The 23,072-nt window shown below is 58.2% G+C and carries 20 protein-coding genes and 2 riboswitches; of the genes, 5 read left to right on the top strand and 15 right to left on the bottom strand.

Features of this window, described 5'->3' with window-relative positions:
* Positions 1-26 precede the first annotated feature (26 nt).
* The 8 genes from ETC00_RS14760 to ETC00_RS14725 form a co-directional block, all read right to left on the bottom strand.
* A complete protein-coding gene (locus ETC00_RS14760; RefSeq protein WP_171566840.1) occupies positions 27-230 on the bottom strand; it encodes a hypothetical protein in 204 nt (67 codons plus the stop codon).
* Between the two features lie 634 nt (positions 231-864).
* Positions 865-1,002: a hypothetical protein gene (locus tag ETC00_RS14755; protein ID WP_171566839.1), complete on the bottom strand. Its 138-nt coding sequence runs from the start codon at positions 1,000-1,002 to the stop codon at positions 865-867.
* 182 nt (positions 1,003-1,184) lie between these two features.
* On the bottom strand, positions 1,185-2,363 hold the full coding sequence (locus ETC00_RS14750) for an MFS transporter (RefSeq protein ID WP_171566838.1): 1,179 nt from the start codon (positions 2,361-2,363) through the stop codon (positions 1,185-1,187).
* 321 nt (positions 2,364-2,684) lie between these two features.
* A complete protein-coding gene (locus tag ETC00_RS14745; protein ID WP_171566837.1) occupies positions 2,685-3,263 on the bottom strand; it encodes a GNAT family N-acetyltransferase in 579 nt (192 codons plus the stop codon).
* A 108-nt stretch (positions 3,264-3,371) separates the two neighbouring features.
* Positions 3,372-4,415, bottom strand: coding sequence for an S-methyl-5-thioribose-1-phosphate isomerase (gene mtnA / locus ETC00_RS14740; RefSeq protein ID WP_171566836.1), 1,044 nt, complete (start codon positions 4,413-4,415; stop codon positions 3,372-3,374).
* The gene (gene mtnK, locus ETC00_RS14735; protein WP_171566835.1) at positions 4,412-5,638 is read right to left on the bottom strand and encodes an S-methyl-5-thioribose kinase; all 1,227 of its coding nucleotides are present in this window, start codon (positions 5,636-5,638) and stop codon (positions 4,412-4,414) included. The genes mtnA and mtnK overlap by 4 nt, the downstream gene beginning before the upstream one ends.
* Before the next feature lie 196 nt (positions 5,639-5,834).
* Positions 5,835-5,977, bottom strand: a riboswitch (SAM riboswitch).
* Positions 5,978-6,067: 90 nt separating this feature from the next.
* Positions 6,068-7,249, bottom strand: a complete 1,182-nt coding sequence (locus ETC00_RS14730) for an anti-sigma factor (RefSeq protein WP_171566834.1) — start codon at positions 7,247-7,249, stop codon at positions 6,068-6,070.
* Positions 7,221-7,736, bottom strand: coding sequence for an RNA polymerase sigma factor (locus ETC00_RS14725; RefSeq protein ID WP_371808910.1), 516 nt, complete (start codon positions 7,734-7,736; stop codon positions 7,221-7,223). The genes ETC00_RS14730 and ETC00_RS14725 overlap by 29 nt, the downstream gene beginning before the upstream one ends.
* Before the next feature lie 133 nt (positions 7,737-7,869).
* On the opposite strand from ETC00_RS14725, the gene ETC00_RS14720 reads away from it, so the two are divergent.
* The 5 genes from ETC00_RS14720 (at position 7,870) to ETC00_RS14700 (ending at position 12,190) form a co-directional block, all read left to right on the top strand.
* A complete protein-coding gene (locus ETC00_RS14720) occupies positions 7,870-8,676 on the top strand; it encodes a hypothetical protein (RefSeq protein ID WP_171566833.1) in 807 nt (268 codons plus the stop codon).
* A gap of 166 nt (positions 8,677-8,842) precedes the next feature.
* Positions 8,843-8,957: riboswitch (SAM riboswitch) on the top strand.
* 148 nt (positions 8,958-9,105) lie between these two features.
* Positions 9,106-10,320 carry a 2,3-diketo-5-methylthiopentyl-1-phosphate enolase gene (locus ETC00_RS14715; protein WP_171566832.1) on the top strand — a complete coding sequence of 405 codons (1,215 nt, stop codon included), beginning with the start codon at positions 9,106-9,108 and terminating at the stop codon, positions 10,318-10,320.
* Positions 10,317-10,994 (top strand): 2-hydroxy-3-keto-5-methylthiopentenyl-1-phosphate phosphatase, encoded by a 678-nt coding sequence (locus ETC00_RS14710; protein ID WP_171566831.1) that lies wholly within the window; start codon positions 10,317-10,319, stop codon positions 10,992-10,994. Before ETC00_RS14715 ends, ETC00_RS14710 begins: the two co-directional genes overlap by 4 nt.
* Positions 10,991-11,647 carry a methylthioribulose 1-phosphate dehydratase gene (locus ETC00_RS14705; protein WP_171566830.1) on the top strand — a complete coding sequence of 219 codons (657 nt, stop codon included), beginning with the start codon at positions 10,991-10,993 and terminating at the stop codon, positions 11,645-11,647. The genes ETC00_RS14710 and ETC00_RS14705 overlap by 4 nt, the downstream gene beginning before the upstream one ends.
* 30 nt (positions 11,648-11,677) lie before the next feature.
* Positions 11,678-12,190: a 1,2-dihydroxy-3-keto-5-methylthiopentene dioxygenase gene (locus ETC00_RS14700; RefSeq protein WP_171566829.1), complete on the top strand. Its 513-nt coding sequence runs from the start codon at positions 11,678-11,680 to the stop codon at positions 12,188-12,190.
* A 61-nt stretch (positions 12,191-12,251) separates the two neighbouring features.
* Here ETC00_RS14700 and ETC00_RS14695 read toward each other — a convergent pair whose 3' ends face one another.
* The 7 genes from ETC00_RS14695 to ETC00_RS14665 all read right to left on the bottom strand — a co-directional run bounded on the left by ETC00_RS14695 (position 12,252) and on the right by ETC00_RS14665 (position 22,515).
* Positions 12,252-14,030 carry an acyl-CoA dehydrogenase family protein gene (locus ETC00_RS14695; protein WP_171566828.1) on the bottom strand — a complete coding sequence of 593 codons (1,779 nt, stop codon included), beginning with the start codon at positions 14,028-14,030 and terminating at the stop codon, positions 12,252-12,254.
* A 43-nt stretch (positions 14,031-14,073) separates the two neighbouring features.
* Positions 14,074-15,252 carry an acetyl-CoA C-acetyltransferase gene (locus tag ETC00_RS14690; protein ID WP_171566827.1) on the bottom strand — a complete coding sequence of 393 codons (1,179 nt, stop codon included), beginning with the start codon at positions 15,250-15,252 and terminating at the stop codon, positions 14,074-14,076.
* A 14-nt stretch (positions 15,253-15,266) separates the two neighbouring features.
* Positions 15,267-17,675, bottom strand: a complete 2,409-nt coding sequence (locus ETC00_RS14685; protein WP_171566826.1) for a 3-hydroxyacyl-CoA dehydrogenase/enoyl-CoA hydratase family protein — start codon at positions 17,673-17,675, stop codon at positions 15,267-15,269.
* 393 nt (positions 17,676-18,068) lie between these two features.
* Complete coding sequence (locus ETC00_RS14680) at positions 18,069-19,181, bottom strand: S-layer homology domain-containing protein (protein ID WP_171566825.1); 1,113 nt, start codon at positions 19,179-19,181, stop codon at positions 18,069-18,071.
* Positions 19,182-19,580: 399 nt separating this feature from the next.
* Complete coding sequence (locus ETC00_RS14675) at positions 19,581-21,245, bottom strand: putative ABC transporter permease subunit (RefSeq protein ID WP_171566824.1); 1,665 nt, start codon at positions 21,243-21,245, stop codon at positions 19,581-19,583.
* The gene (locus ETC00_RS14670; RefSeq protein WP_171566823.1) at positions 21,238-21,963 is read right to left on the bottom strand and encodes an ABC transporter ATP-binding protein; all 726 of its coding nucleotides are present in this window, start codon (positions 21,961-21,963) and stop codon (positions 21,238-21,240) included. The genes ETC00_RS14675 and ETC00_RS14670 overlap by 8 nt, the downstream gene beginning before the upstream one ends.
* Before the next feature lie 138 nt (positions 21,964-22,101).
* Positions 22,102-22,515, bottom strand: coding sequence for a hypothetical protein (locus ETC00_RS14665; protein ID WP_171566822.1), 414 nt, complete (start codon positions 22,513-22,515; stop codon positions 22,102-22,104).
* Between the last annotated feature and the right edge of the window lie 557 nt (positions 22,516-23,072).

Genomic DNA, 23,072 nt, shown 5'->3' with positions numbered 1-23,072 from the left:
CCACCTTCGTGCATCAGATGACAGGATTAGTGCAGTTGGCTATAATCATGAATTTTATTTTGCTGTTCATGTAAAAACGTCTCTTTGTATACCATATTAGACGGGCTTGAGTTTTTCATTGCTGTATCCAAATCCTTCACGTTCGCTTTTCTTTTTGTTACGCGGTCATACACTACCCCAAAAACCAAAAGACCCCCAACAATGATGGACAGGAAGATCCACGTCGACATGATAATTCCCTCCTTATACTTGGGTTCGCGAAGGCAAAGGGAGCCAACTGCAGCGGGATGCGTCAGCGGCAGATGAAAAAAAGCGAAGAGATATGGAACGCCAAAAATATCTAAACATATTTTTAGGGAAGATAATATTATCCCCCCTTAAAGTCATTTTTCTTTATGTTGTTTCCACTTATACCATACGAGGTTCATTAGAAAAACGACAACCAACTGGATTAAAAAAACTAGTTCATCATTTTTACCATCATAGAAAAACCTAAAAAACAATAGGCTTGAAAGTGCAAAGGTAGCAAGAAAGATTAAAGCAATCCTGATAATAGTAAAAATATCCCTGACCAAGTTTTTCATGAATCCAGTTCACACCTTGTGTTACCGTTTTTTTATGTCAGCGAGTGCCTGCCATTCAATCGTTCTTTTTTTAAAGTCTAGCTCTTTAACAAACTTCATGAATTTTATGCCCTTCCTTCCTGAGCCTTTCGACGTATTCATTGATATCTCCTTCCCCTCCAGGACAGCCCCCCAAACGTAAACATCCCGCACCACGTGGATTGTGGATACGGGATGCCGGGGCACGCCATGCATCTCGCCGGCCGGACTGGCCGTGAACGCGGGTATGTGTGCCGTCGCCCTATCGGACTGTCGCCTGCGGAGCGGCGGGAGCGGGCGCCGGATTGCTGTCATCTGTAAAGAAGGGAGCGACGACCAGACTCAGCAGAAAAAACAGAATCCAGATAATCCCGCGTTTAAATACGGATGGCGTAAGCATCGGGTCGACCCCTTTCGACAAAAAATGGGACTATCCTTACGTTTCCCCTGCTGTTCTCAGTTTATGCCGGGAGCGCCGCTTATTCTTTGGGTCTGCGCCCAATTTGAAGGACGTTCAGCAAAAACAGCCCGTTAGTCGGGCTGCATGACAGACGATATTGTGACGGCAGAGGGATGCTGCGCCTAGCTTTCCTGGGTATGAAGGCACATCTTTTCTGACTGGGTCCGCTTCAGCAGGCAGGCGACGGCGAAAGCGAGAAGCTGCCCGCCCATCAGCCAGAAGATGGTCCACGGCTCCCACACCTGCATCATGAGACCGTTCAGATTGGGCGCAAGAATGCTGGCCACGCCGAAGTTCACGCCGGCAATGATGCCCGCCGTCGGCACCATGGACGCCGGCAGGATGTCAGCCGCAAAGGCCAGGCCCAGCGAGTAAAACGACCCGACCGCCGCACCCGCCAGGGCCAACAGCAGCATCATCGCCCAGACGCTGTCGCCGCTCAACGGGAACAGCAAAAACGCAGCTGCCCCCACCAATGCGCAGACACCCATCACCAGTCTGCGCCCAATCCGGTCGCTCAACGCCCCCAGCGGCATTTGCAGGATGATGCTGCCCACGACAAACGACGGCAGGATCAGCGACACCCACTCCACTGAGATGCCTGTTCGCAGCGCGTAGACGGGAAAGCTGCCGTTGAGCGACGTCTCCATGAATCCGTACAAAAACGACGGAATCAGCGCCAGCCACCCCAGCCGGAAGACGGCAGCGTAGCGGTTTTCCCGCCTTCCATCCGCAGCCGGCGGTACCGGATCGGGATACGCATTGCGGATACGGGCCAGCAGGCAAAACGCCAGCACGTACAGGACAGTGACCGCCGCAAACGGTGCCCAGATCCCGAACGGCAGCAGATTGATTCCCAGCGGTCCGATGCTAAAACCGATCCCGTATGCCAATCCGTACAGCGACAAATCCCGTCCCCGCCGCTCTGGCGGCGCAATTTTCGTCACCCACATCTGGCTGGCGTAGTGCAGCGAAGTATCGCCCACGCCCATCAGCAGGCGCAGGGCAAACCAGACAGCCAGATGGGTAAAGAACGGGAGCAGCACGGTGGAGGCGGTGACCAGCACCAATCCCCACAAAATGGTGGAACGGTAGCCGATCCGTCTGAGCGGGATCTCCAACCACGGTGAAGCCACTACCATCCCGATGTACAAGGCGGCCGCGTTCAGGCCGTTGGCCAAAGACGACACCCCCTGCTGTTCCAGCAGCACGGCCAAAAGCGGGATGGTCAGACCCTGGCTGACGCCGCCGATCACCACCACCAGGATCAGTACCCAAAAGGTATAACGCGATGACGACATAATTTCCGGTAACTCCTCTCAAACTCTTCCTTATTCATATGTGCAGCCTTCCCGCCACGTCAGCGGCACTCCCTGGCTGCGCCGCAGAGAGAAAACCTGCTGCAACAGGTACCTGTTTGGATGCAGCCCCTCCTGCGCTGGCTGGACAGCCGACTCTGTATCACGGTCAAAGCTGGCAGTGTCCCGCATCAGGCAGGCACGCCGCTTGACCTATTGCTTGTTCGCAACAAAGAAAGGGATGCGCTGCACGCAATCCCTTTTTCGCTAGTCATGTTACGATCGTAAGTTATCCAAATTTTCTTGTCAATCCAACATATTCTCTCAAATCCCGCTCCTGCTCATCCCCGCGGATCTCCGGCCTCGCCACTCGGCAGCGAGCATGCTGTAGACGGCGTGGTCGACGAAATGGTCGTACAAGAATTCGTTGCTGCGCAGCACGCCTTCCAGCTGAAAGCCAAGCCGCTCCGGTATGGCCCGGCTTTTTACATTGCCCGTCGCCGCCTGGATGGCGACGCGCTCCAGATTCCACTCGCCAAACACGAGATGGTCCAGGTAAGCGGCCACTGCCTGAGTCATCAGCCCTTTTCCCTGAAACTGCTCCCCCAGCCAATACCCAATGGACGTCTTCCGATTGTTCCAGTCGATGCTGTGGACGCCCAGCGTCCCGGCCAACCTGCCCTTGTACCAGATGCCGTAATGGGTGCCCTGGCGGCGCTTGTGCTGGTCAATCGTTAAGGCGATGAACTGGGCTGTGTCCTTTACCTCGCGCACGATGTCAAGCCACGGCAGCCACTGGCGCAAATAGGCCCGGTTGACATCCGTCAGCCAGAACAACTCCTCCGCGTCGGCCGGTTCCAGCTGCTTCAGGCAGGCCTCCATCGTCATGGGAATCACTCTCATGTCTCTCCTCCTCCAGGAAACGCAAACAGCGCCCGGGGGCGCTTTATCGGTGGGAAAAAGGACCTCCGGACGAGACGCCCTTCCCTGGGCCGTCCGGGGCTGTTTGCGTCAGCGTTTGCAGTTGCGGATTTCGTCCGGTTTGTAGATGCCGTTTTCGGTGACAATGGCCGTGATGTAGCGGGCCGGAGTGACGTCAAACGCAGGATTGTACACCTTGATGCCGTCCGGCGCCACCTGTTTGCCCAGTCCATGTGTAATCTCCTCCGCCGGCCGCTCCTCGATCGGAATGTCTGCGCCCGTCGGCGTGTCGAGATCGATAGAAGACAGCGGGGCCGCCACGTAAAACGGTATGCCGTGCGCGTGTGCCAGAACGGCAACACCGTAGGTCCCGATCTTGTTGGCGACGTCACCGTTGGCAGCCACGCGGTCCGTGCCGACGATGACTGCCTGCACCTTGCCCTGGGCCATCACCATCGCCGCCATGTTGTCACAAATCAGCGTGACGTCGATGCCCGCCTGCTGCAGCTCGTAGGCGGTGAGGCGCGCCCCCTGCAGCACAGGCCGAGTCTCGTCAGCGTACACTTTCAGGTTCCAGCCGCGCTCCTTGGCGAGGTAGAGCGGGGCCGTCGCCGTGCCGTAGGCTGCTGTCGCGAGCGCCCCCGGATTGCAGTGCGTCAGGATGCCCATGCCGTCTTTCAGCAGGGTGAGCAGATGCTCTCCGATCCGGCGGCACACTTCCGCGTCTTCCCGCTGGATGGACAGGGCTTCATTCAGGACTGCTGCCTTCAGCTCTGCCACCGGTTTGCCGGACTCGCGCTGCACGCGTGCTTTGATCCTGTCCAGGGCCCAGAACAGGTTGACTGCCGTCGGGCGAGAGGTGCCGAGGTAGTCAGCCTGTTCGCTCAGGTGTTGCCAAAACGTATCGAAATCGTTGGCGTCGCTGTTGCGGATGCCGAGGTACAAACCGTAGGCGGCCGCCATGCCGATGGCCGGTGCCCCGCGTACCTGCAGATGGCGGATGGCCGCCCACACTTCTTGTGCAGTCGTCAGTGTCAGGTATGTCGTTTCAACGGGCAGCCGGGTCTGGTCCAGCAGGACGAGCGCGTCATCCTGCCACTTGACCGGCGCAAATGGCGTGCTGGTCGTTGTCATACTACAGCCTCCTGGTAGTATCGTGCGGTAACCGTCCGAACGATATCTGTGATGTCTGTCGATACTTCCACCTTGTTCCGCTCCAGAATCAGCGCCTGGCCAATCGCCAGCGCCAGCCGTTCTGCTTCCGCGCGGGTCTGGTCATCGGCGATGCTGTTCAGGTCGGCGACGCCCGCCAGTCCGATGACGCGGCGCAGGATTTTACAGCCGGCAAAGCCTGCTGCGTCGCGGATCAGCCGCTGCACGTAGCCCTGCCAGAAGCCTTCGGTGTGGGCGCTCCGCTCTTTCGCCTGTTTGTGCCAGAGCTGGACGAACTGGGAGACAAACTCGTTCCAAACGTCTTCCACCGTTGCCAACAGATATTCTCGATAATCCCCCCGCTTTCCTGCGTCCGGCTGCAGACCGTGCTGGCCCGCGTAGTTCAGCAGCAGGTTGGCGATCACCGCGCCAATGTCGAAGCCGATCGGGCCGTAGTAGGCAAATTCAGGGTCGATTACCTTGACCGACGTCGGCGATACAAAGATGCTGCCGGTATGCAGGTCGCCGTGTATCAGCGCCTCCGCCCGGGTGAGAAAATCGTACTTGAGCTGCGCAATTTCCAGCTTCAGCTGCTTGTTGTTCCAGATCGCCTCCACCTCCCGCTTGATCAGCGGGTTGAAATTGTTGGTCGGCGCGTCTTCGTAAGGATCGGTAAAGACGAGGTCTTCCGTGATTTTGCACAATTCCGGATTTATGAATCTTCCGACAAGCGCTTTTTTGTCGTAGGGATGCGCCCCCAAGTCGGACGTGTAAAACAGCGTATGGGCGAGAAAGCGGCCGATCTGTTTGGCGAACAGCGGGTAGCGGTTGCCCTCGATCAAGCCTTTTCGCATAATCACGTGGTCGCTGACGTCTTCCATCACGGTCAGGGCCAGCTCCTCGTCGTAGTGATACACCTTCGGCACGAGATCCGGCACGTATTTGTGCTGGATGCGCAACGCCTCGCTTTCGATTCGGGCGCGGTCCAGCGTGAGCGGCCAGGATTCACCCACTACGCGGGCGTAGGGCAGTGCCTGCTTGACGACGACGCTTTTGCCCGTCGCTTCCTCCCTGATGTGGAATACCAGGTTGAGATTGCCGTCACCAATCTCCCGGCTGGTCAGTTCCGCTTCCGGCGCAAACAGGTCCGGCAGTTGTTTTACGTACTGCACTGCTTCTTGTTCGCTCAATGCGCGATACGCCATGGTCCAATCCCCTCTCCTTTGACAGATTCTCTTGTCTTCACATTCACTTGTCTTTGCACTTTCGCTTTGTCTATGTTGGCGGCCGCCGGGCGGCGTGTGTGCTGCTGCCGCCTCCAGCCGGAGCATTCCGCACATACAAAAAACCTCTTTTCCCGAAGAAAAGAGGTCTGTTCATACGCGTCTGCGTGTCGTCTCCCCCTTATCTTCCAGAATACTTTTGTTTCTGCAGGAATTAGCACCGTGCATGCGCTGCACGTCTGTCGCCAGAATCGCTCGAACAGCGTCATGTCGGTTGCCGGGTTTCATCGGGCCAGTCCCTCCACCTTCTCTGGATAAGGTATCCAACGTATGCGGTTTTGACGTTTGTTTGAATCATACAACCCCGTCTTCTCGCTGTCAACACCCTTTTTTGGGCGAATTGTCCAGTCTTCACGGACTGGTTCGCTGGCCCGAAGCACTCGGCCGGTCCCAGTTCCACCAGTCGATCCGGCCCACGAAGGCAGCCGTGATCGACGGCTCCTGCCGCAGCTTTAGCAGTTCCTTGACAGGGCCCGTCACGACCGCCCCGTAGAGGCGCACACCGTTCTGCTGCAGGTAGCGGCAGCGTTCCTCGATGCGCAGCCGGTTTCGGGCGGTCACAAGCCGCTCGCCAATGGCGTTCGTCAGCCGTTCCTGTCCCGCGAGATACTCCATTTCCGCCAGGTACGCCCGGGCGCGCCGCTCACCTTCGCCATGTGCCTGAATCGGTGCTTCGCCGTAATCGAGTTCTCTTTCCGCGTATCCCCACACGTCACCGGCCGACAGCAGCAGACTGCCTTCCGCCGCGTCCGGATGGTTTCGCTCCTGCCCCGTGTCCACGGCGAACCAGGTGGTATCCAAATCGTAGCCGGAAAAAAGGGCGTAGTACTCATCATGGGTCAGCAGCCGGTCAAACGAGACGGCGAGCTGCGCCACCGTTCCCTCCGGCAGCTTTTCCAGCGTGTTCCAGGCAGGATTTCTGCGGATGGCGCTTTCTTCCCGATCGTCCGCTGACAACGGAAAGAGAAAAAAGAGCCGCTCTTTCCGCAAACCGTCGGTCCATGCCGGCTTCGCGGAAATGATCGAGAAGACGTTGCTGATCGAAAAGGTTCCGGCGTTCTGATCGTCTCTCCCCACCTGTTCACGCAGTTCCATGGTTATCTCCCCGTACAAAAATCCGATTTGCGAACCGCTGCTGCCCACCGTGAGCCCCGGCTGGGTAAAGTGCACCATGTCCCGGGCCACCCGGTAGGCGTCCTCGTACAAATACCAGCCGATCCACCCGTTGGTGAACATCAGGACGGCCCCGACGAGAAGCGAGATGGCCACCGTGTAAGCCGCGTTGCCGAGCCTGTGGCGCCATTTGCTGCGGCGGAGGATGGCGCGCTGCGTCTCTTCGGACAGCACGTCCGTTTCTCTCTCCTCCTCTCCGCCGCTGCCCAGCAAAAGCTCCTCCAAGCGTTCCGCATACAGTTCGTCCGCTGCAATCCTCGCACGGAAAGAGGCAGCTTCTTCCTTCGTCATTTCACCGCGCAGATATGCCAGCAGTTCCCGTTCCCGATCCTCATTTGCCTTGTCCGTCGTCAAGTTCATCCCTCCACATTCTGCGTAATTTTTGCCGCCCGCGAAACAATGAGCGCTTTACGTCCCCCGTGTCGATGCCCAGCACCTCGGCGATTTCCGCGTAGCTGAGCTGTTCGTACTGCAGCAGGATCACCTGTTTTTGCTTCTCCGGCAGCCGGTCCAGGCACGTCCGCAGCGATGACCACGCCTCTTGGCTCAGCAGCGTCCGCACCGGGTCCGCCGCCGCCCCGTCCGGCTGTTCCGGAATCTTCTCCACCAATCGCCACGGACGCTTCTTCCGCCTCCGATGCCAGTCCACAAACGTGTGGTAGGCCGCCTTGTACAGCCAGGGGCGCACCTTTTCCCCACGATAGTCATCCAGGTATTGATACGCCCGAAAAAAGGTCTCCTGCGTCAGGTCTTCCGCCTGCACCCGGTCAACGGTCAATCGGCAGAGGTAGCGGTATATGTCGTTGACGTACAAGCGGTACACGTCTTCCAGTCCGACCTTTTCCACGGATTCACACCCTTTCACTCCTATCCACGCACATGGCGGGGAAAAGTTCCACCGCGCCGCAGCATTTTTTCAAAATATTGAGGTTTATGGTAAAATAAGGGGTATTATAACACGGTGTCCAAGGGGCGATTTGATGGGGTATGGCATCGACCTGCTGGAGCACATGCGGGCATTGGAGCAGAAACTGATACGGGAAGGACTGGACAGACCGCTGGAGTATATCCATTTCCGGTTTGCAGACAATTCCTTCCGCTACACGATTACGCCGCCCGACCTGCACGTCTTTGCCGAGACCGGCTGCGACGGCATTCATTACGGCTTTTTGACCGATTTCGGCCGCATCACAGATCTGGAAGAGGCCTCGATTGTTTGTGTCAGCCCGACGGACGACCCACCTTTGCGCATTATCGCACGTAATCTGGAAGACTTTTTCCGCCTGGTGGTGACGATCGGATCCGCCGGCGAACTTGGCAGTCTGGTGTCCGTCCGCACACCCCGGCAATGGGAGCGGTATTGGGCCGATCTCGCAGAAAGCAGGCATGAAGAGGCAACAGACCCGCAGTTACGAAACTTCGTTACGTGCCGCCAGACCGTTTTGCATCACATGCAGACAGACCTGGGCCTCGAACCGATTCCCGACGTCATGCGGTATCTGAACGACCTGGAGAGCCAGCGCCGATCCGCTGGCTGGATTCCGACCATCGACGGGCTGGGGGTCGTGCCAATTGACGGACCGGACGGAAAGCCTGCTGCTGACTACGTGTTTCCCTTTGCCGACACCAGCAGGGATCACATACCGCTGGACGACATACGCGCCTATCTGGCCGCCGCTCCGCCTGCACACCGATGCGCCTTTGCACGCGATGCCTTTTTCTGGTGGGTGGTGGACGAAACATCTGAACTGTGGCTCCTTCTCCATAACGTACACATCCAGCACTGAATCGGCGCCAGGGCCGGATTTACTACCGGCCGGACAACGCCAGGCCCGGCTCCCTGCAGCGTGACAACAGCCTGCACATTTCCACCGATCAAGGGTTGACTCCCTGCAAGGAACGTCATATCATGGGGGTAACTGCCAAGCAAAACCGCATAGCAGACGATTCACACTCTTATCACGAGCTGGCTGAGGGACTGGCCCTATGATGCCCGGCAACCGGCGCTTTCCCGTCTGGGGGCGTAACGGTGCTAAATCCTGCGGAAATGTTTTCCGAAAGATGAGAGGAGACGCTGACTGAACGACAACCGCCTCCCCTCCTCCATGGGGAGGTTTTTTGTTGGAACACAGCGGCCCTGTCCGGCTCGTCCACAGCACGGCGGCAATCCCGCCCGCAAGCCGGGAGGGCACAGCACAAGGAGGATCATCCCATCCATGAACGAACAACGCATCCTCGTCACCTATCTGACACAAGCGAAAGACCTGCGCAAAAAAGCAGAGGGGATCGCCGTCGGGATGACCGTCGGCACCTGGACTGACCTGCCCGCCGCCAAACAGGCGGAACTGAAACCGTACCTGGGCGAAGCGGTGGACGCTCAACCGCTGGAGACGCTGGAAAACGGGGAAACGCGCGGTCTGATCACCGTCAGCTACCCGGTGCGCAACTTTACCGCCGACATCCCGTCGCTGCTGACCGGCATCTTCGGCAAGCTCTCCATGGACGGCAAGATCAAGCTGATCGACGTGCAGTTCCCGGAAGCGTTTCTCAACGGCTTTCCCGGTCCCCGTTTCGGCATCGATGGCCTGCGCAAACGGCTCGGCGTGCATGACCGCCCGCTGCTGATGAGCATTTTCAAGTCCTGCCTGGGTATGCCGTTTGACGATCTGAAAGCCCAGTTCCGCGCGCAGGCGCTGGGCGGCGTGGACTTGGTCAAGGACGATGAAATCTTTTTCGCCGATGACCGCGCCCCGTTTCTGGAACGGATCAAGGCGTTTAAACAGATTGCCGCGGAAACGGAAGCACAGACCGGCAAACCTGTCCTCTACGCTGCCAATCTGACCGGTCCGGTGCACGAGTTGAACGAGCGGGCCAAGCGGGCCGTGGAGGCTGGCGCGGACTGCCTGCTGTTCAACGTGCTGGCGTTCGGCTTTGACGCCCTGCACCGCCTGAGTGCCGACCCGGACGTCCACGTGCCGATCATGGCCCATCCGGCACTGGCAGGCGCATTCTACCCGTCGCCCGACTACGGCATCGCCACGCCGCTGCTCTTGGGCAAACTGATGCGGATCGCCGGCGCCGACCTGGTGCTCTTCCCGTCGCCATACGGCAGCGTGGCTCTGGACAAGACGGAAGCCCTGCAGCTGGCCGAGCATCTGACCGCTCCCCTGAACGGCTTGCGGCGCGCCTTCCCGGTCCCGTCTGCAGGCATTCATCCCGGCCTGGTGCCCCAACTGTACGAAGATTTTGGACAGGATCAGGTGGTCAATGCGGGCGGCGGCATCCACGGCCATCCCGGCGGGGCGACCGCAGGCGGACGCGCGTTTGTCGCCGCGATTGACGCGGTCGTCGCTGGACGTTCGCTTGCCGACGCGGCAGCCGAGTCGCCGGAGCTGGCGGCAGCCCTGGAGAAATGGGGGGGCGGACGATGAGCAAATCGCTCGTGCTGTTCTGCGACTTTGACGGCACCATTACGGAAAAGGACAACATCGTCGCCATCATGCGCCGCTTTGCTCCCCCGCAGTGGGAGGCGCTGACGGAACAAATCCTCTCCCAGCAGGTGAGCATACGCGAAGGCGTGGGCAGGCTGTTTCAGCTCCTCCCTTCCTCGCTTAAGCAGGAGATTGTCGACTTCATCGTCGAGGATGCGGTGATCCGTCCCGGCTTTGCCGAATTTGTCCGCTTTTGCCGGGACGAAGGCATCGAACTGTTGATCACCAGCGGCGGCATCGACTTTTTCGTGGAGCCGATCCTCGCCCCGTTTGAGCTGAACGTGCCCATCTACTGCAACGGCAGCGATTTCAGCGGCGAGCACATCACCATCACGTGGCCGCACCGCTGCGACGAACACTGTGACAACGACTGCGGCATGTGCAAGACGTCGATCATCCGGAGATACGACCCGGACCGCCACTTCCGCGTGGTCATCGGCGATTCCGTCACCGATCTGGCGGGCGCCAAGATTGCCGATTTCGTCATCGCCCGTTCGCTGCTGGCGCAAAAATGTGCGGAACTGGGCCTTGCGCATCGGACGTTTGCCACCTTCCACGACGTCATCGACATTGTAAAAGATTTACGTACCAAACAGGAGGTCGGCTCACCATGACAGTGACTCTGGAACAACGCGCAGACGCGTTTCGCCGGCTGGACGAAGCGAAGCTGACGTTTGCCCGCCGCGATTGGTTTCCCGGCACCAGCGGCAATCTTTCGATCAAGCTCTCTGATGACCCGCTGCAGTTTGCCGTGACGGCCAGTGGAAAAGACAAGACCAAGCTCTCCCCGGAAGACTACCTGGTGGTCGACGGGGAGTCCCGCCCGGTCGAACCGACGACGCTCAAGCCCTCGGCGGAAACGCTGATCCACGCCGTGGTCTACAAGCGCATTCCGCAGGCGGGCGCCTGCTTCCACGTGCACACCGTGTGGAACAACCTCGTGTCCGAACTCTACTTCGGGCAGCGCGCCTTTTCCATTCAGGGGCAGGAGCTGATCAAGGGACTGGGCATCTGGGAAGAAAACGCGCGCATTACCATTCCGATTGTCGAGAATTTTGCCCACATTCCGACACTGGCGGCCGCGATCGAAAAAGTGATCACACCTGATGTCCCCGGCGTGCTGATCCGCAACCACGGCATCTACGCCTGGGGTGCCAACGACTTCGAGGCGAAGCGCCACCTGGAGTCGTTTGAGTTCCTGTTTGAGTACCACGTGCGCTGGCTGCAGCTTCGCCAGACCGCCGTGTCCCTCACACACCCTCAATAAATTGAAAATCATTAAAGGAGGTATTGCATCATGGCAAAAGTACGGTTTCACGACAACAACGAGTACATTACGGCACCGGAGGAAGTTTCTAAATTCCTGCAATCCCAAGAAATCATCTATGAGCACTGGGGAGTAGACCGCCTGGATGCCAATCTGCGCGACAACTACAACCTGACCGACGAGGAAAAGCAGCAGATTCTCGACGCGTTCCGCCCGGAAATCGAGGACATCAGCAAGCGGCGCGGCTATCTCACGGCCGACATCGTCGTCCTGTCCGATCAGACGCCCAACCTTGATGAACTGCTGGTCAAATTTAAAGCAGAACATCATCACACCGACGACGAGTGCCGCTTCTGCGTGGACGGCCACGGCATCTTTGCGATCAAAGGCAAGGACGGCCGCTACTTTGACGTGGAAATGGAGCCGGGCGACCTGATCTCCGTCCCGTCCTACTCCCGCCACTACTTCACGCTGATGGACGACCGCAAGATCAAGGCGATCCGCCTGTTCGTCACTCCGGCCGGCTGGGAAGCCATCTACTAATCCGAAAACGAAAAAAAACGAAGCCGAGGGACATCCCCTCGGCTTCTGTTCATTTCACCCGTTACAGCACGTATCCGTCCGCTTCGATAACGCGGTCGGCGATGGCCCGTTTCAGGTGGACGGTGTTGATCGGCGTCCGGCGGGTCAGCTTTTTCAGGATGGACAGGCGCATGCGCAGTTCGTCGCCCTCTTCCATCGCCGCCAGCGCCTCTTTTGCCCAGCCCTCGATCCGGTCAAACGCTTCGTGTACATACAGGGTGGCGAGATCCAGCTTTTGCCGCTCGTTTTCCACGCCGTTTTTCTCGATTGCCTTTTCCGTCCGCTTCACGACGCTGTCCATCGCGTACAGCTCGATCAGCATGTCGGCGGCCAGCGCCAGGAGTTCCTGCTCCTTGGCAATCGCCTGCTGGTACTTCATCAGCGCGGAACCGGCCACCATCAGGATGATCTTGCGGGTCATCTCGATCAGGTGTTTTTCTGCCGCCAGCGGCGCTTCCTCGATTTCTTCCGGATAGTAGCTCATCAGCTCTTCCTGCAGGCCGGCGGCTGCCTGCATCAGCGGCAGTTCCCCTTTCATCGCCTTTTTCACCAGCATGTCGGGGATCAGCAGGCGGTTGATTTCGTTCGTACCTTCAAAAATCCGGTTGATGCGCGAATCGCGGTACATGCCCTCGATCTCGTATTCCTGGATATAGCCGTATCCGCCGTGGATCTGTACGCCTTCGTCCACGCAGTAATCCAGCACTTCCGAAGCAAATACCTTGTTGATGGAGCATTCGATCGCGTATTCGGCGATGGCCTTGGCCACTTCACGGCCGTCCTCCGCCTTTTCGCCAAGAGCGGAGAGGGCGGCATCGAACAGGCCGACCGTGCGGTACACCAAGGATTCCGCGGCGTAGATTTTTGCCGCCATGGTGCCCAATTTGTTCTTGATGATGGAGAAGTTGGCGATCGGCGTTTTGAACTGTTTGCGCTCCTTGGCGTAGGTGGTCGCCAGATGCAGGGCGTGTTTCGCCGAGCCAACCGCGCCGACAGCCAGTTTGTAGCGACCGACGTTCAAGATGTTGAACGCGATCACATGCCCTCTTCCCGGCTCGCCCAGCAGGTTTTCCACCGGCACGCGGGCGTCTTCGAGAATGAGCGGACGGGTCGAGGAGCACTTGATGCCCATTTTCTTCTCTTCGGCGCCGACCGATACCCCCGGGAAGTCGCGCTCCACGATGAACGCGGAGAAGTGTTCCCCGTCAATTTTCGCATAAACGATGAAGATATCGGCAAAACCGGCGTTTGTGATGAACTGCTTGGTCCCGTTCAACACGTAATGCGTGCCGTCTTCGGACAATTTGGCCGTCGTTTTGGCGCCGAGCGCGTCCGAACCGGAGCCCGGTTCCGTCAGGCAGTACGCGGCAATCCGCTTTCCGGTGGCGAGATCGGGCAAGTAGCGCTGCTTTTGTTCTTCCGTGCCGAAGTACACGATCGGCAGGGAACCAATGCCGACGTGCGCCCCAAACGTAATCGCAAACCCGCGCCCCAGCGCAAATTTTTCGCCGATCAGAGCGGAACTGATCTTATCCAGGCTGACACCGCCGTACTTCTCCGGCACGTCGGCAGCCAGGAGGCCCAGTTCCCCCGCTTTTTTCAGCAGCGATACGGACAGCTCAAAGTTTTGCTGTTCCAGCTCTTCCATATGCGGACGCACTTCATTGTTGATGAAATCCTCTGTCGTCTGCGCGATCAGTTTTTGCTCGTCGGTGATTTCCTCCAGCACAAACACGTCGTCCGGCGAACCGGCATTGATCAGAAAGCTGCCGCCGCGAATCAGATCTTTCGTTTCAGCCATCAAATCCCTCTCCCTTTTTATAAAATGTGGTGTTTCTCCGTGCCTACAGCATTTCGAACACGCCGGCGGCCCCCATGCCGCCGCCAATGCACATCGTCACGACGCCGTACTTGCCGCCGCGCCGCTTCAACTCATTCAACAGGGAAACGGTCAGCTTCGCCCCGGTGCAGCCCAGCGGATGGCCCAGGGCAATCGCACCGCCGTTGACGTTTACTTTTGCCGGGTCGAGGCCCAGTTCGCGGATGACGGCGAGTGACTGGGAGGCAAACGCCTCGTTCAGCTCAAACAGGTCCACATCGGCCAGGCTCAATCCAGCCATTTTCAGCGCTTTTGGAATGGCGACTACCGGACCGATCCCCATCACGTCGGGATCGACGCCGCCCACCGTAAACGAGCGGAATCTGGCGATCGGGCGAACGCCCAGACTGTCCGCCTTTTCCGCCGACATCACCAGTACGGCGGCTGCGCCGTCGCTCGTCTGCGAAGAGTTGCCTGCCGTGACCGTGCCCTGCACGTGGAACACCGGCTTCAGCTTGGCCAGCGCTTCCAGCGAGGTGTCAGCCCGCACGCCCTCGTCCGTGTCAAAGACGCGCTCCGTGACGTGCAGCTTGCCGTCATCGTCCACGCGGTGCTGCTTGACGGTCAGCGGCACAATCTCGTCCCGGAACTTGCCGGCGGCGATGGCGGCTGCAGCCCGCTGATGGCTTTGCAGCGCAAACGCGTCCTGGTCTTCGCGGCTGACGCCGTAGCGCTTTGCCACTTCCTCGGCTGTGTGCCCCATGCTCATGTACGCTTCCGGCATTGTCTCCATCAGCGTCGGATTGAGCGCCACCTTGTGGCCGGCCATCGGCAGCAGGCTCATGCTCTCCACCCCGCCGGCCACGATCACGTCAGCCCCGCCGGCGATAATCTGCTGGGCGGCGTAGGCGATGGTCTGCAGGCCGGACGAGCAAAAGCGGTTGACGGTAATGCCGGGAACGTTGGTCGGCAATCCGGCGCGCAGGCCGATCAGGCGGGCCATGTTCATCCCCTGCTCGGCTTCCGGTACGGCCGTCCCCATGATCACGTCCTCGATCTCGGCCGGATTAAGCTCGGGGACGCGGCGCAACAGGTCGCTCACGACCGCAGCCCCCATGTCGACGGGATGCACGTCCTTCAGGCTGCCTCGCTTCGCTTTTCCCACCGCGGTGCGGGCGCCGGCGACGATCACTGCTTCTCTCATGTCTTTCCCCCTCCCTAGTTACGCAATGGCTTGTTTTTCATCAGCATGTGCTGCATGCGCTGCTGCGTCTTGGGCGTCTTGATCAGCTCGAGGAACGCCTGCCGCTCCAGCTCCAGGATGTAGGATTCCGTCACCTCGGTGCCGGCCGGCACGCTGCCGCCGGACATGACGTAGGCGATCTTGCTGGCGATCAGTTCGTCGTGATCGCTGATGTAGCCGCTCTTTTTCATCGAATAGATGCTTTGCCGCAGGGTGGCATACCCCGACTCGCCGATGACGCGAATCTTGCGCGGCCGCTGCGGTGTATACCCCTCCTTGACCATCGTCAACACGAGCTGCTTGGCGTCGTAGAGGAGGTGATCCTGATTGATGCTGATCCGGTCGCTCGGGCGCAGGTAGCCCAGATTGATCGCTTCCTTCCCGCTGGTAGAGACTTTGGCCATGGCAATCGTCTCGAACGCACGGGCCACGAACGGGAATGGATCAACCGGCACGGTGCCGCCTTCCGGTACTTGTTCCATCGCCCGGAACAGCATCTCCTTGGTGCCGCCGCCGCCGGGCAAGAGGCCTACGCCCACTTCCACCAGCCCCATGTAGGTCTCGGCGGCCGCCTGCACGCGGTCGGCCAGGAAGCAGACTTCCACACCGCCGCCGAGCGTCATGCCGAACGGCGCCGCTACGACCGGACGGTGCATGGTGCGCAGCGCGTTCCCCACCTTGTGAAACTGTCTGACCAACATGTCCAGTTCAAACCAGTTTTCGTCCTGTGCCTCCATCAAGGCCAGAGCCAGGTTCATGCCGACACAGAAGTTTTTGCCCTGATTGCCGATCACCAGTCCGAGGAAGTTGCGCTGCACCTCTTCCACGGCGAAGGCCGCCATCTGCAGCACATCCATGCCCAGCGCGTTGTGCGGAGAGGTAAACTCCAGGCAGGCCACACCGTCGCCCAGGTCCACCAGCGCGGCACCCGCGTTTTTCCTGATCAGCCGGCCCTGTTCCTTGAGTGCCGCCAGGTTGATCTGCTCTTTCTTTTCCTCGACGTCCTTGTAGCGGCCGCCGACGGCAAATACAGCCACACGCCCGTCCTGTTTCTGATAGAACGAGGTCTTGCCGCTCGCCAGCAGTTCCTCCACCAGCGCCGGGATTGTCTCGCCCTCTTCGCGCATGCGGGCCACCGATTTTTCCACACCGATCGCGTCCCAGGTCTCAAATGGTCCCAGTTCCCAGCCGAAGCCCCATTTCATCGCCCGGTCGACAGCCACGATGTCGTCGGCGATTTCGTACGCCTTGGCCGCCGAGTAGAGCAGCACCTTCTTGAAGACGCTCCAGAGAAACTCGCTCCCCTTGTCCTTGCCGTACACAAGCGCTTTCAGCTTTTCCGGCAGCGTCTTCGCCGTCTTGGCCGCCTCCAGCGACGGAAACTTCGCCTTGACGCGCGGACGGTATTCCAGCGTGTTGTAGTCGAGTACGAGAATCTCTTTGCCATTCTCCGTCTTTACCTGCTTGAAGAAGCCCTGACCTGCCTTTTGGCCGAGCCAGCCCTTTTCCACCAACTGCAGCACCAGGGACGGCACTTCGAAGATCGCTTTTTCCGCGTCATCCGCGGTCTTGTTTTTCACGTTGTTGGCCACGTGCACATACGTGTCCAGCCCGACCACGTCCAGCGTGCGGAAGGTGGCGCTTTTCGGACGACCGATCACCGGACCCGTCAGCGCGTCTACCTCGTCGATGCCCAGTCCGAGCCGCATCATCTCCTGGATCGAGACCTGCAGGCCGAACGTCCCGATGCGGTTGGCGATGAAGTTGGGGGTGTCCTTGCAGAGCACCGTTCCTTTGCCCAGCACGAATTCGCCAAAGTGCATCATGTAGTCGACAATCGCCGGATCCGTGTCGTTTCCGGGAATAATCTCAAGAAGTTTCAGATAACGGGGCGGATTAAAAAAGTGCGTGCCCAGGAAATGCTTGCGAAACTCGTCGGAACGTCCCGCGCATATCTCGTTGATGGAAACGCCCGACGTATTGGAGGAGACGATGGTGCCCGGCCTGCGGTGCGCCTCGACCAGTTCAAACACCTTTTTCTTTACGTCGAGGTTTTCCACGACCGCCTCGATGATCCAGTCAGCCTCGCCGAGATAGGACAGGTGGTCTTCCATGTTGCCGACAGTGATCAGGTCCAGGTTCGCCTTGTCGTAGAGCGGAGCCGGCTTTTCTTTCAGCAGCCGGTCCTTGCCGGACTGGGCGATGCGGTTGCGGACGACGGGATCAGCCAGCGTCAGTCCTTTCTTTCTCTCGTCCTCTGTCAACTCTCGCGGCACGATGTCCAGCAGGTAAACGAGGATGCCGACGTTGGCCAGATGAGCGGCGATGCTTGCTCCCATCACGCCGGAACCGAGCACGGCCGCTTTGTAGATGTTGCGTTCCATCCATTACCCTCCTCACTAAAGAAATGGGGTCCTGCGAAAAAGGCAAAACAGTCTGAACTTGCAGAGTTTTTCACGAAGGATTTCTACCTGTTCAAACGTATTCCTTTTTTTCGCCGCACATGTCACCCCTTGAATGAATGCTCATTCATTTTGCTGGTGTAAAAAAACACCCCACCGTATAAGCCCTCGCACCTGTGAGATGTTTGGCGATTCAGACGCGACTGAATGATCGCTCAGTTTTATTGTAAACGAAAAGGAGAGCGGTTGCAATCTTCATTTGCTGCTTATTCGCTCTCTCCCCTTCCCGGAAGTTTTCCCGCCGCAACAGCCAAAGACAGGGCAGGCGGCCACGTACAGGCAGCAAAGACGCAGCCGCCCCTGCCGTTTATGCCGTTACTTATGGATGATGTTGATCGACATCACCTTGCGGCCAAACGGATTTCCGTCATCCGGTTCCAGCAGGTACTCCAGCTCGTATTTGCCCACTTTGCTGTCTACGTAAGCTGCCGTGACCCACAGCTTGTTCTTGTCGGTGTCATCCTTGCGCAGCGTGAGCGTCACGCGATAGTCATGCAGCGGCACGCCGATTTTGTCGATGCTCTCCTGCGCAGACTTGCTCAGATACGCGTCCAGCCATTTCTCATTCTTGGTTTGGTGCGCATAGTTGGCGGCGGTTAGCAGCATGTTCACCGCTGTTTGCTGCCGATTTTGCGATTCCCGGAACTGTTTGGCGGCGTCTTCCGTGTAAAAATCGTACAGGCGCTTCAGTACGGTTGCAAACTCTGCGCGTGTCATGTTTTTGTACGGGTTAAACAGGCGCGTTTCGTTGAACAGATGGAATTCGCGAATCGCTCCCGCATAAGGCGAGGCAGTATCAGGATAATAGCTTGGCTGTTTCCATCCTTGGTACCCGGCGAAAAACGAGGCGACATCCTGCGACTTTGCATTCATGGTTCTCAACTTGTACGGGGCGAGCAGGTGAAAGAAGATCATGCTGGCTTCTTCCCGCGAAAGCGGATACTGCAGGAACTGGGTCGGCACCCACCAGTCGACCAGTTCTTTCTGCGGTGTTTTCATCAACTGCCCCTGGGAAACCAGATGGAGATAATACAGAATCTTGTCACCCGGCCGGTATTCGTTGACAAAGCCTGTCTGGACGTCCAGCAGCACCTGCAGGTTGGCCGTCATCGCTTCGATTTCCTTTCGGAGCGGATACCTGTAATCGAGGTAAGCCTTCTGCTCGGGAGCAGCCAACGGTCCGTAGACGGCTTCAAAGACGCGGTTCGCCAGCACCAGCGCCTCGCCGCGGGTAATTGGCTTGTCCGGGTAAAAATGGCGCGTGCCGTTTCCCTTGTATATGCCCCGTTCGGTCAAGAACTGAATCTGCTCGCTGGCCCAGTGCCCCTTGACGTCGTCGTACGCGGTTTCGGCGTTTGCGCAGGGCACGATGACGACCTGGAACAACAGGCAAACCATGAGTACCCACAAAAGACTTCTCTTGAACATGATTTCTCCTTTCCTCTCCAAGTGAATTTGCGTCGAATGGTATGATTTGTACAGATGATTTCCGGGAAAAACTGCCTGTTTTACCGCCCAACCGCTGCTAAGTTATGAGAAAAAAATACCAACAGTTCCCACCTTTGTAAAGATAGCTTAAAAAATTTAGGATGGGATGCACAAGCTCTCCGCCTGACCCAATAGTCCGATCATCCTGCAATCAGGAAACATCATCCAGTTTTTAAGCTCTGTGTCGTGCGTCTTTCCGCTCCCTGTGCCGCACCAGGCCAAGCAAAAAACCGAAGGAATGACTCCTCCGGTTCAGCGTGCAGACAAAGTCCGCGGCACATGAGTGATGGGGCCCGCTTGGCTTTCTTTGCCCCATTTCTCCTTGCCATGCACTTTTTCTTACGACTTGATCTTCTCCATCCATTCTGGTCCTTTGGTCACCAGCACCCGCCAGAGCACCAGGTCGAGGACGGCAAACAAGCCAAACAGCAACAGGCTGATGCCGTACAGCGACGGCGTCACCTGGAACACCAGGTACAGCGTTGGCGCTGCGATGACCACCACGGCCGCCAACGAGAACAGCGTGTTCCAGTTCTGCTTGACCGCCTTCTGCTCTGAATCCCAGTCCAGTTTGGGCATCCTGAGGTCTATCATGATCCCGATCAGGTTGAGGAACACGATGCCCGGCAGGCTGGCAAGCAACGCGATCACGAGAAATTGCAGCGGCGGATGAAACACCAGCCCGAGGACGGCACACAGCAGCAGCATGCTGATGATGCCCAGTATCGTGCCCGGCACCACTTTGGCCGCGATGATCTGCACGTAAGAAACAGGCAGGTACTTGTTGACGAAAAAGGACTGCCCGTCGCGCGAGAAGGCCGTGGCGGAGACGCTGTTCATGACCGTCATGAAAATGGCGAGCACAAACAAGACCGCCACGCCAATTCCGGCAAAGGCGTCTTTCTGGAGAAACTGCCCCCACTCGCCCACTGTTTCAAACCCGTCCGGGCGGCTGAGCACGGGAATGAACACCAGCAAGGGAAACAAGAAGCAGGACAGGACGCAGTTGAGGAAAAAGGCAGGGGTGCGCAGCAGCACCTTCCATTCCTTGCTGGCGAACGCCAGCACAGGCGACCTTCGTCCGGTCAGCTTGTCAAACTCATCCCCGCTGACACGCCTGCGCCTGGCCGCCGTCTCGGAGATCCCCATGACACCCTTCAGGTACAAGCGGTCTCCCAGCATGACAAAGCCCGCGGCAAACACCGCCGACACCAGCACAAAGGCGAGCAGGTACCATAGGCCGGCGAGAGCTCCCGACTCGACAAGCGCCAACGCCCCCAGCCTGGTGTTCGGGAACAGTCGGGTGACCAGCGAAAGCAGGGCGTTATTATCCGAGATCAGCATTTGTGCCAACTGCTCGAAGCTGTGTTCCCCTGCGTTGTTCCGATTGATGGCAACTTGAACGCCAATCACGGCCGCGATCCCGATTACGCCGCTGATCAGGCGGAGCCGGTCCCTGCTTTTCCCCACGCTGGTCACCCGCATGAACAGCATGGCCACCAGCGAGGCGATGACCAGCGGGATGACCGGCAGCGTCAAAAAGACGACGGCCGCGTACAGGTAGTAGAGCGGTCCGGCGCCACTTTTCACCCCGTACGTTATCAGCAGCGGCAGCAGCAAAAACGCGGTCGGCACATACTCGTACACCAGCGTGACGAGGAACTTTGCCCCGAGAATGTCGGACGGCTTGAGCGGCAGGGGCAGCAGGTGCTCCACGTCCTGCGAGTAGTAGTATACAGTCAGAACGTAAAAAAGGGCGAAAATCAGGATGCCCATACTGGCAATTGCCATCCCCATCCCCAAGAGCGCGCTCTGCTGCCCGCTCGCCGCCAGTCCGTCGTACAGGCCCATGACCCCCATCACGTATCCGGATATCATCGGGAAAAAGGCGACAGCCAACAGCAGGATAATCAGCGCATTTTTCCACCAATTCCCCCGCTTCCCGCTCAAAAGGCCGCTGCCGTTTTTCATCAGCACCTTGGTCAACTTCCAGGTCCTATTCATGCTTCGTCAGCTCCAGGAACAGCCGTTCCAGCGATTCGCTGGAGCGGAAGTGCTCTTGCATCTCCTTGAACGTGCCGCAGAACAGAATCTCGCCCTTGTTGATGATGGCGACGCGGTCACACAGCTTCTCCGCCACTTCCAGCACGTGTGTGGAGAAAAACACGGTCCGGCCGCTGTCAGCGTGTTCCCGCATCATTTCCTTCAGGGTGAACGCTGATTTTGGGTCCAGCCCGGTCAGCGGTTCGTCGAGAATCCAGACTTCCGGATGGTGGACGAGGGCCCCCATGATTACGATTTTTTGCCTCATGCCGTGCGAATAACTCTGAATCGGATCAGAGAGGGCGTCGGTCATGTCAAACCGTTCGGCCAGCCGGGCGATCCGCTCCTTGCGCACGTCCTGCGGCACTCCGTACATATCGGCCATAAAGGTGACGTATTCCAGCCCTTTCAGGCGCAAAAACAAGTCGGGACTGTCCGGCACATAACCGAACTGCCGCTTGGCCTCCAGCGGTTCGGTCCCGATATCTCGGCCGTTCACCCGGATGGTTCCCTGGTCCGGCCGGACGATGCCGGTAATCATCTTGATCGTCGTTGTCTTGCCCGCCCCGTTTGGCCCGAGAAAACCGAAAATTTCCCCGCGGGGAACGGTCAGGGTGAGGCGGTCAACCGCCTTGACAGTACCGCCGTAGCTCTTGCTCACGTCCACGAGTTCGATCATGGTCGTCCTCCTTTTGCCGGGAAGTGCGTCGTACTTACACGTAATACGAACCAGCCGATAATGAGTTTCGTATCTCCCCTGCACCCTGCGGTTCTCCTGCGCCTGAGAAAAGAGCCGGCAAGAATGCCGGCTTGCGTGTTACTGCGGGATAAAACTGCCGTCGCGAAGCATGGTCAGCTCGCCCATGAAGAACGCCACGTCTTCCGATTCAGGCAGCTGGCCGTTTGCCTCCAGCGTCTCCAGACGGCGCAGCAGAAAGTTGGCAAAGTCGCTGATTTGCAGCGGATGCGCCTCCATGTCCGCATCGTCCAGCACCTCATATCGGGTCATGGCCTCCAGGTGGATCATGATGCGGAATCCGCCCAGTTCCCCCAGGTATTCCCGATTGTTCAGCGGCGATTTTTCCAGCTTTTGCAGCATGCTGACAATGTCATTGGCATACATGCTGGGAAACGCGACCATGTAGATGTCGCGAAGTTGCGATTCTTCCGTCTTAATCAGCAATACATCGATGCCGTCCATCTTTTTTTCCTTTTTCCCAAAACCGAACATGCCTATTCCACCTCAACTGTTTTTCAACCTCATTCCATGATAGCCATAATTTCTCCACGGAAACAACCCCTATCTCGCAACCAGCTCACATCGTTTTGCCGCACCGTGTTTGCGCGCTGTTTTTCGCGGGAAACATAAGCGCAATCACGAGTCAGACGGTGTCGGGAGCGGCAGCCGTAATCCGGACATGCGAAAAAAATATGTGCGCAAACCCCCTTGACATTTGCACAGGCCCACGCGAATAATTATGAATTAACAAACGCGATTGAACAAAAGTGTATAGCCTATGGCGATGACGGGGATCAGTAAAACCGCCCTTCAGGTACAGAGAGCGAGATTCAGCGGCTGAGAGATTTCGCCCATGAACCGGTTTGAACCCACCCCTGAGCGGCCAGGGATGACCTGGACAGGTTTCTTTCACCTGTTATCAAAGAAAGAGAGCCGAACGGTTTGGCGGCTGAACACGAGGACAACGCCTCGTGCTTTACGCCTGCATACCGTTAAATAAGGTGGTACCGCGGAAGAGAGATACCCTTTCGTCCTTATGTGTGGGATGA

This window comes from Brevibacillus sp. MCWH (assembly GCF_013096935.1).
Lineage (GTDB): Bacteria > Bacillota > Bacilli > Brevibacillales > Brevibacillaceae > Brevibacillus > Brevibacillus aydinogluensis.
This window is presented reverse-complemented; position numbering and strand designations above follow the sequence as displayed.

What these genes read in the sequence shown, in the direction of transcription:
- ETC00_RS14760 (WP_171566840.1), bottom strand. Translation starts at nt 230, where the DNA reads ATGTCGACGTGGATCTTCCTGTCCATCATTGTTGGGGGTCTTTTGGTT.
- ETC00_RS14755 (WP_171566839.1), bottom strand. Translation starts at nt 1,002, where the DNA reads ATGCTTACGCCATCCGTATTTAAACGCGGGATTATCTGGATTCTGTTT.
- ETC00_RS14750 (WP_171566838.1), bottom strand. Translation starts at nt 2,363, where the DNA reads ATGTCGTCATCGCGTTATACCTTTTGGGTACTGATCCTGGTGGTGGTG.
- ETC00_RS14745 (WP_171566837.1), bottom strand. Translation starts at nt 3,263, where the DNA reads ATGAGAGTGATTCCCATGACGATGGAGGCCTGCCTGAAGCAGCTGGAA.
- mtnA (WP_171566836.1), bottom strand. Translation starts at nt 4,415, where the DNA reads ATGACAACGACCAGCACGCCATTTGCGCCGGTCAAGTGGCAGGATGAC.
- mtnK (WP_171566835.1), bottom strand. Translation starts at nt 5,638, where the DNA reads ATGGCGTATCGCGCATTGAGCGAACAAGAAGCAGTGCAGTACGTAAAA.
- ETC00_RS14730 (WP_171566834.1), bottom strand. Translation starts at nt 7,249, where the DNA reads ATGAACTTGACGACGGACAAGGCAAATGAGGATCGGGAACGGGAACTG.
- ETC00_RS14720 (WP_171566833.1), top strand. Translation starts at nt 7,870, where the DNA reads ATGGGGTATGGCATCGACCTGCTGGAGCACATGCGGGCATTGGAGCAG.
- ETC00_RS14715 (WP_171566832.1), top strand. Translation starts at nt 9,106, where the DNA reads ATGAACGAACAACGCATCCTCGTCACCTATCTGACACAAGCGAAAGAC.
- ETC00_RS14710 (WP_171566831.1), top strand. Translation starts at nt 10,317, where the DNA reads ATGAGCAAATCGCTCGTGCTGTTCTGCGACTTTGACGGCACCATTACG.
- ETC00_RS14705 (WP_171566830.1), top strand. Translation starts at nt 10,991, where the DNA reads ATGACAGTGACTCTGGAACAACGCGCAGACGCGTTTCGCCGGCTGGAC.
- ETC00_RS14700 (WP_171566829.1), top strand. Translation starts at nt 11,678, where the DNA reads ATGGCAAAAGTACGGTTTCACGACAACAACGAGTACATTACGGCACCG.
- ETC00_RS14695 (WP_171566828.1), bottom strand. Translation starts at nt 14,030, where the DNA reads ATGGCTGAAACGAAAGATCTGATTCGCGGCGGCAGCTTTCTGATCAAT.
- ETC00_RS14690 (WP_171566827.1), bottom strand. Translation starts at nt 15,252, where the DNA reads ATGAGAGAAGCAGTGATCGTCGCCGGCGCCCGCACCGCGGTGGGAAAA.
- ETC00_RS14685 (WP_171566826.1), bottom strand. Translation starts at nt 17,675, where the DNA reads ATGGAACGCAACATCTACAAAGCGGCCGTGCTCGGTTCCGGCGTGATG.
- ETC00_RS14680 (WP_171566825.1), bottom strand. Translation starts at nt 19,181, where the DNA reads ATGTTCAAGAGAAGTCTTTTGTGGGTACTCATGGTTTGCCTGTTGTTC.
- ETC00_RS14675 (WP_171566824.1), bottom strand. Translation starts at nt 21,245, where the DNA reads ATGAATAGGACCTGGAAGTTGACCAAGGTGCTGATGAAAAACGGCAGC.
- ETC00_RS14670 (WP_171566823.1), bottom strand. Translation starts at nt 21,963, where the DNA reads ATGATCGAACTCGTGGACGTGAGCAAGAGCTACGGCGGTACTGTCAAG.
- ETC00_RS14665 (WP_171566822.1), bottom strand. Translation starts at nt 22,515, where the DNA reads ATGTTCGGTTTTGGGAAAAAGGAAAAAAAGATGGACGGCATCGATGTA.